Origin of the sequence: Polaromonas sp. UBA4122, from assembly GCA_002381615.1 — a bacterium.
In the GTDB taxonomy this organism is placed as follows: Bacteria; Pseudomonadota; Gammaproteobacteria; order Burkholderiales; family Burkholderiaceae_C; genus Polaromonas.
In genome coordinates this window covers 17,571-25,148 of the sequence record DFWY01000084.1, presented here as the reverse complement: position 1 = coordinate 25,148, position 7,578 = coordinate 17,571, and the positions used below count along the sequence as shown (strand labels likewise).

The following is a 7,578-nucleotide window of genomic DNA, read 5'->3' as shown; positions in this document are numbered from 1 at the left end:
GCGGTCATCGGTGCATGCCGGCTGAGCCAGTCATCAAGCGCCTTCTCGGCCCGTTCGATGGCGGGGCAGACCGGCCAAAGCGTGTCGTCAAGATCCAGGGTAATCGCTTTGATGGTTGTCAGGTCGAGCATAGGTAAGCGAGAATAACCCATGTCTTTCGCACCCGAACCACCCGTCACCCACGGCACGCCACCGGCCGCCTCCTCCACAACAGCCATCCTGCTCTGCAACCTGGGCACACCCGATGCGCCCACCGCACCTGCGCTACGCCGCTACCTCGCCGAATTTTTAAACGACTCGCGTGTGGTCGAAATTCCCAAGGCGCTGTGGTGGCTGATCCTGCACGGCATCATTTTGCGTACACGGCCAAAAAAATCTGCCGCCAAATATGCGAGCGTCTGGATGAGCGAGGGCTCGCCGCTCAAGGTCTGGACGCAAAAGCAGGCCGTCATGCTGAGCGGCTACCTGGCCGTGCGCGGGCACACCGTGGAGGTGCGTTACGCCATGCGCTATGGCAACCCTTCCATCGCCTCACAGCTGGACCAGCTCAAGACCGATGGCGTCACCCGCATCCTCATACTGCCGGCCTATCCGCAATACAGCGGCACGAGCACCGCCAGCGTGTTTGACGCGGTCTACAGCTGGGCCGCCCGGGTACGCTGGATTCCCGAATTTCGCTTCGTCAATCATTACCATGATGAGCCGGGCTACATCGCTGCGCTGGCCGACAATATCCGCGCCCACTGGCGGCACAGCGGCCGGGCCGAGCAGTTGGTCATGAGCTTTCATGGCGTGCCTGAACGCACGCTCAAGCTGGGCGACCCCTACCATTGCGAATGCCAAAAGACAGCGCGGCTGCTGGCCGAAAAACTGGGACTGGAAAAAGACCGCTACAAAGTCACTTTCCAGTCACGCTTTGGCAAGGCCAAATGGCTGCAACCCTATACCGAACCGATGCTGATCAAGATGGCGCAAGACGGCGTAAAAAGGGTGGATGTGGTGTGCCCCGGCTTCACCGGTGACTGCCTGGAAACGCTCGAAGAAATTTCAATGGAAGCGCGCCACGCTTTTCTGGAGGCGGGCGGCAAGGAGTTCCACTACATCCCATGCCTGAACGACAGCCCGCAGTGGCTGGCCGCGTTGGCAGAGTTCAGTGTGCAGCAGTTGGCGGGCTGGCCGACGCAAGCGTCCGCCGGACCGGAGGCGCTGCGAAGCTCACGCGAGCGGGCCATGGCCCTGGGCTCGCCGCGTTAGTGCGACGTTAGCGCGGAGTGCTGCCAGATCGGTTCGCTCTCAGCTTTACAGCTGTCAGCAGCGAAGCGCGGCACGCAATTTGCCCCATAAAAACAGATATTTTCAGCCATGGCGTTGTTGCAAATCAGCACAATGCCTGAGGGCACCTGCGGGTATCGCTGCGTTTACTGAGCAAAAACTCATCATTTTTATTTGTGCCATTCAGCGAGCAATACAGCAACAGTTCAAAATAGCACTTGATGGAAAAACTACGTATCGACAAGTGGCTTTGGGCCGCCCGCTTTTACAAAACACGTTCGCTCGCTGCCCTGGAAATTGACAAGGGGCGCGTTCGCATCAATGACCAGGAAGCCAAGCCCGCGCGCGAGGTCAAGGCGGGCGACATCGTGGCCCTGCGACAAGGCCAAGTGGTCCGCATGCTGATGGTGCGCGGCATCAGCAACCAGCGCGGCGCCGCGCCGGTGGCGCAGCAGCTCTATGAAGAAACCGAAGAAAGCCTGCGACTGAAAGCCCAGGCCGCCGAGCAGCGTCGGCTGGCGAGCGACCCGGCCAACAGCCAGGAACACGGCCGCCCCACCAAGCGCGACCGTCGCACGATGGACAAAGCCCAAGACAAGGCCTGGAACAAGCGCTGGAGTGCGTCGATCGACCAGTAATTTGCTATTAATTTAATAGCCTACTGTTCCCGTATTTATTGGGCTTACTGCTAATTTTACTAAATTTTTTGACAATTTTTATTGTTCACGCGGGAGCCGCATAGCCGCGCCGCAAAACACAAAGTCATAAAAAAAATGGGCGCAGATCATGCACCCATTTTTTTTGCTCGAGGTCCGCAATTTTGTAGCGGACTTCCGGAATGCCACTGGCTTACTGCACGCGGCGTTCGATCGTAATTTTCTCGACTTCCACCCGCCGATTGGGCTCCAGGCATTTGATCAGTGCGGGACGTTTTTTATCCGTGCAGACAACCACCGGATTGGCCTCGCCCTTGCCTTCCGCTTTCAGTCGATTCGCATCAATTCCCTTGCCTGTCAGGTAACTTTTCACTGCGACCGCACGGCGCTCTGACAGCTTCTGGTTGTATTTCCCGGACCCGATGCGATCGGTGTAGCCGGTAATGACAACGTTATCTATCTCGTGATTGCTGCTGAGGGCGTTTGCAATTTCATCCAGCTTCGGTTGCGGCATCCGCAATTCGGCGCTGTCAAAGGCAAACAACTCAGTGGCCGACAAGGTATATTTTTCGAAGCGCGGCGGCGGCGGCGGCGGTGGCGGAGGTGCTGCAACGATGACTTCAGAAACAGGCGCCAGTGCCGCCGGTGCCACGTATGGTGCGGGAGCCTGCGCTTTCGCGCCGAAGCGATAAATCAGGCCGACCGAGACCAGATCGATGTGCCCCTTGTTGCCGACGGCATCGTTGATCCGGTAGCGTTCCGCCTCAACGCGCATGGCGAGAGCGTCGGTGAAAGCGTACTGAAGCCCCAGGCCGAACTTGTAATTCGTATCGTTCTTGCTGGGGTTGGGATTAGTCACTTGGACGGCTCCGGTGCCGCTAAAGGAGTCTCTGGCTTGAGCGTAGTTCAGTCCGGCCCGTCCGAACACAGAAAACTTTTCAGTCAGGGGCACCGTGCCGACCAGGTCAAGATTCAGGCCTCTGAGCTTGATATTGCCGTTCAGTGTTCCCGCCGGTACCGTGGTCGCCGTATAACCGAATTTTCCCAAGTCGAAATAACCACCTTCAACAGCAAAATTCTTGTTGAGCTGGTAGCCGCCAAAAATCTTGTAGCCGGTGGAGCGGTCATCATCGACGATCGTGCTCGAGGTAAAACCACCATTTAAGAGGCCGGCGTTAATTCTCGGGTCGTCGATGGTCGCGCTTGAGCGGCCAACGTTAGCGCCGCCATACCAGCCCGACTCGTCGGCAAGGGCTAATGGGCTGGCCAGTGCAGCAAGTGCCAGCAAACTCAGTGTCCCTGAAGCTCTTATTAATTTCATGTTTTTCTCCAAGAATATTTAAAAACGCTTGCGTCTGTTGCGTATTTCATGCTTTTCTACAAACTAACTTGGTGACACTCATCGAGTGCCACCAATTTTCAGGTATTTCCTGATGCGACCTGTCCTGCGTTCACACCGAATACCTTATGCCTTACTGGCAATCAGCAGGTGCATTAGGATTACCCGGCACGGAAACGACGTTAGAGTCAAATACAAATGCGCCAGCCGCAAACGCCCCTGCCAACAATCTGCCACATGAGGTTGCATGGGTGTTCATCGTGATACTTTCAGAGGCCAGTATGTTGCCCTGCCATACTGAGTCCGTTCCAAGTGTCGCTGACGTGCCGGCCTGCCAGAAGACGTTGGAAGCCTTGGCACCGTTGATCAGGAGGATACGGGCGCTGGGTGCCGTGCCGATTGTGCTTGATGACTGAAAGATGAATGCAGCATTCGGGTCGCCCTGGGCGTCGAGCGTGAGATCACCTGTTATCAAAATCGACGTGAGGGATTGATAGACGCCAGGAACGAACAGGTTGTCTCCCTGCACGAGCGCGTTCCCGGTCGGGGCTCCTAAAGTAGTGCCAGCCGCAATACTGGTGGCCCCGCCTAGTGAACCGACGGCTGGGGGACCGGCCGGAGGAGTGATGCTGAGAAACGCTGCTCGCAAATCGGCCTTGATAGCGGTTGAAGTGACTCCTTGGTTATATAAGGGACTGATTACCTTCCCGGTGAGTGTTGGAGTGGAGCTGTTGCTTCCGCAAAGACCAAAACCTCCGGCAGCATCAACTTGCACAGCATTACAAATAGCACCTGAAATTGGATCCAGTACCACATCCCCGTTAATGTGAGTAATAGGGGCGGTGGTGGTGTTGGTTACCCCGGCGGTAGCCGCAATCCCGAACGACGAGGCCAATCCAAGGTTTACTGGCACAGGAGCTGCAGCGGCTACAGTTGCTGTCTTGAAGGTCCATGCATAGCTGCAGCCGAGGGGGGTGCCCGTACCATTTGCGATGGGAGCCTGGATAACTGCCGTATAGGCGGTATTGGGCAAAAGCGCCGATGAGGTCGTTAAAGTCGCCACCTTGGTGGCAGCGTTATAACTCACCGACGCGGGCACGAGAGCAAGGCCCCCCGTGGGTGCCAGCTTAAAGGTGGTTGCGCTGATCGTTGCCGCATTCATCGCCTCGCTGAAGGTGGCCATGACCAGTTTGCCGCCGTTGGCAACGCCACTGGTGCTGGTCGACACAGACTGGTTTCCGTCCGTGGGATCCGTGACGGTCACCGACGATCCGGCTACAGGACATATAGCGCCTGGGGCGATCGCACCTGGTGGCGCAACGAGGAGGACTGCGGCTACGGGCGCGCCCAAGATGGGATCTCGCCCGCCACCACCACCGCCGCATCCTATCGTCACAACGGCCACAGTGCTCAGCAGCAATGCCAAGGACCACATCCGGCCTCTGGAATAGGAGCTCTCGAATTTTTTCATTTGTTTTCCTGCCTAGGTGAAGTCGGACTTTGGACAATGAGAAACGGAAACACGGTTCTCATGGAACAAGTTTGGACCGTGGCCCGCATTACATCTGTACGCTGCCGCACATAGCGCACCTGTTGGCGTGGTGTCCTACAAATAAGCAAACCATCGATGCCGCTTCACAAGAATAGAACCGACCAGCCGCGTCTTGACTTCTTAAACGACTGTGCAGGCCAACGTCGTCGCAGGTTCAGATTGACGGTGTCGGACGATGTCAGCTCGGAGCGACCCAACACTTTAGCAATCGGGTGGCGTTGCATAAACCCCAGCATTGCCTGGCAGGCTGAGTCTTCCGAACCTGGGGCAAGTTTCCGGACGGCGGAAAAGCTGGAACGGGTCGGTATAGCAATTCGGCGTAGGTCTGCCGGTCAGCGTCATAGCAACTGCACGCCACGGCTTCAAGTCCGCTGCGGTCGAGCACCCTCACCTCAGCACGGTGGTATTCGATCAGCCCGCTGCGTTGCAAGGCATTGGCGGCAGACGTGATGCCGACACGGCGCATACCGAGCATGTAGGCGAGAAACTCGTGCGTTACATGAAAACTGTCGGCGTGGGCATGGTCCTGGCCCAACGCGCAGGGCTACGTCGCCAGCCTATGAGGAAGCAGCCGGTCGTACTCCCTCTTGACCACCGCATAACACTCGCAGGTGCGTTGCTCCAGCCCCGGGCGGTCCAGCACCGAGATGCGGCCGCGCGAATAGCGAATCAGTCCGAGATTTTGCAACTTGAGCGCACTCCCGGTCACGCCTTCGCGGCGCACGCCGAGCATGTTGGCAATCAGCTCCTGCGTCATCAAGAGCTCGTTGCCCTGCAGGCGGTCGAGGCTCAGCAGCAGCGAGCGGCACAGTTGTTGGTCCAGCGAATGGTGCCGGTTGCACACCGCTGTTTGCGCCATCTGCGTGATCAGCGCCTGGGTATAGCGCAGCATCAGATGCAGCACCGGACCGGCTCGATTGAACTCGTCTTTCATCATCTGTGCTTTCAGCCGAAAGCCATAGCCGGCGCGTTGCACGACCGCACGGCTGGTCGTGGACTCGCCCCCCATGAACAGCGAGATGCCCACGACTCCTTCGTTGCCGACGACGGCAATCTCGGCCGAGGCGCCGTTTTCCATCACATACAGCAGCGAAACGATGGCGGTAGTCGGAAAGCACACATGGCTCAGCGCGCTACCCGACTCGTACAGCACTTGGCCCAAGGGCAACTCGATCCATTCAAGTTGCAGCAGCAAGCGCTGCAACTCGGTGTCTGGCAGCGCGGCGAGCAGGTGGTTCTTTTTGGGTTCGGTGGAAGTGGCCATCACGGAACTCTCGGGCGGATTTAGCTTCATGGATTACCTCTGGCAGAGGTCTCGCATCGGGGTATTCGTGTATCCAGTCAACACTACCTGTTATGTGCGCTATCGCATAAACAGGCAGCCAGCCAGCGCGAGCGTAAATTGGGCAGACAACTGGCAAAGGCTTTATCAGCATTGCCCTGGGCTGATGAGTATTTGAAGCGCATGCGCCATATCTACTTGTAGTCCTACTGCCATAAAGCGTGAAAGCGCGACGCGCGTTTCCTGGGACGAATAGAGGGAACAAAGCCATTCAGCCAACCGGGGGAAACTGGCATCTCTCATTCCACAATTTGCTTTTAGGGTCGCACGCCGTGGGGCTGGCCCAGGCGCAAGTGGTCCGCACCGCGCGACTTTTACCCAGCGGACAGAAGGTGTCGCTCAGGGTGGCAGATTGGCCGCTTAAGGCTCCTCGATTGGGCTGCCGGGAAGTATCTGTGCTGCCGGCACCCGTTTAGTGAGCCCAGCGACGGGTTTCGGGCTGGGCATTTCCAGGCGCTGCAAGGCGGGGCCGTCCGCGCTGGCCGCCAGCACCACATGGTGCGGGCCGACCGACTGCAGCACCGTACCCTCGTCGATCCGGCTGCCCACGCGATAGGGCTTGGCCGGCTTGCCGTCAACTACCAGCAGCGCTGCGCCGCCGTGCCCCTGCGCCACCACGCCGATAAGGGAAAAACGGCTGGCTATCAAGACCTTGGAAGAGCTGGCCGCTACGGAATTTGTAGCACCAAGGAAACGGGCGATGGCTGCTTGACGTGCCGAGGCATCGCCTGCAGACGCCAACGCCGTTGCTTCAGGCACGGAAACCGCAGCACCCGGGCCACCCGTGCGTAATCCCCAGTAAACCGCGCTGGCTGCGGCCAAGGCCCAAAGTAGCGCGGTGATCAGGCGCAATGTCCATTTGCTTTGCATGCCTGGATTATGATTGAAAGATGCAACTCTCAAGTCCCACCGGCCACTCCGGTCTTTCCGCCGCCTCCCGCAAGGCATGGCGCCTGACATCACGTTTGAAGCGGCTCACACAATGCGCTCAGCGGGGCTTCACGCTGATCGAACTGATGGTAGTGCTGGTCATCATCGGAGTGCTGGCCGCCCTGATCGTGCCCAATGTGCTCGAGCGCGCAGACGACGCGCGGGTCATCGCCGCGCGCACCGATATCAACAACCTGATGCAGGCGCTCAAGCTGTACAAGCTGGACAACCAGCGCTACCCCAGCGCCGAGCAGGGCCTGCAGGCCCTTGTGACCAAGCCGACGGTCGGTGCGACCCCGCCCAACTGGAAGCCTTACCTGGAAAAGCTGCCCAACGACCCCTGGGCCAGGCCTTACCAGTACCTCAACCCAGGCATCAAAGGCGAGATCGACGTGATGTCCCTGGGCGCTGACGGGCAGGCCGGTGGCGAAGGCAAGAATGCGGACCTTGGCTCCTGGCAGTAAGTTGGCCCCCACGCTTTTCACTT

The 7,578-nt window shown here is 58.5% G+C and carries 8 protein-coding genes and 1 pseudogene; 3 read left to right on the top strand and 6 right to left on the bottom strand.

The features are described from left to right. A pseudogene (locus B3F77_RS11415) lies at positions 1-131 on the bottom strand (HAD family hydrolase); the annotation flags it as partial. Between the two features lie 19 nt (positions 132-150). Here B3F77_RS11415 and hemH point away from each other — a divergent pair. After that, entirely contained in the window at positions 151-1,254 is a 1,104-nt protein-coding gene (gene hemH, locus B3F77_RS11410; RefSeq protein ID WP_293605073.1) for a ferrochelatase, read from the top strand. A gap of 239 nt (positions 1,255-1,493) precedes the next feature. After that, on the top strand, positions 1,494-1,910 hold the full coding sequence (locus B3F77_RS11405; RefSeq protein ID WP_293605072.1) for an RNA-binding S4 domain-containing protein: 417 nt from the start codon (positions 1,494-1,496) through the stop codon (positions 1,908-1,910). Positions 1,911-2,121: 211 nt separating this feature from the next. Here the strand turns inward: B3F77_RS11405 and B3F77_RS11400 are convergent, their stop codons facing one another. The 5 genes from B3F77_RS11400 to B3F77_RS11380 all read right to left on the bottom strand — a co-directional run bounded on the left by B3F77_RS11400 (position 2,122) and on the right by B3F77_RS11380 (position 7,031). Beyond that, a complete protein-coding gene (locus B3F77_RS11400) occupies positions 2,122-3,249 on the bottom strand; it encodes an outer membrane beta-barrel protein (RefSeq protein WP_293605071.1) in 1,128 nt (375 codons plus the stop codon). A gap of 151 nt (positions 3,250-3,400) precedes the next feature. Beyond that, on the bottom strand, positions 3,401-4,702 hold the full coding sequence (locus B3F77_RS11395) for an ice-binding family protein (RefSeq protein WP_293605119.1): 1,302 nt from the start codon (positions 4,700-4,702) through the stop codon (positions 3,401-3,403). Positions 4,703-4,997: 295 nt separating this feature from the next. Further along, a complete protein-coding gene (locus B3F77_RS11390) occupies positions 4,998-5,354 on the bottom strand; it encodes a Crp/Fnr family transcriptional regulator (protein WP_293605070.1) in 357 nt (118 codons plus the stop codon). Between the two features lie 9 nt (positions 5,355-5,363). Next, on the bottom strand, positions 5,364-6,083 hold the full coding sequence (locus tag B3F77_RS11385; RefSeq protein ID WP_293605118.1) for a Crp/Fnr family transcriptional regulator: 720 nt from the start codon (positions 6,081-6,083) through the stop codon (positions 5,364-5,366). Positions 6,084-6,521: 438 nt separating this feature from the next. After that, a complete protein-coding gene (locus B3F77_RS11380) occupies positions 6,522-7,031 on the bottom strand; it encodes a type II secretion system protein N (protein ID WP_293605069.1) in 510 nt (169 codons plus the stop codon). A gap of 20 nt (positions 7,032-7,051) precedes the next feature. Between B3F77_RS11380 and gspG the strand changes: the two genes are divergently transcribed. Further along, complete coding sequence (gene gspG / locus B3F77_RS11375; RefSeq protein ID WP_293605068.1) at positions 7,052-7,555, top strand: type II secretion system major pseudopilin GspG; 504 nt, start codon at positions 7,052-7,054, stop codon at positions 7,553-7,555. The last annotated feature ends 23 nt before the right edge of the window (positions 7,556-7,578 follow it).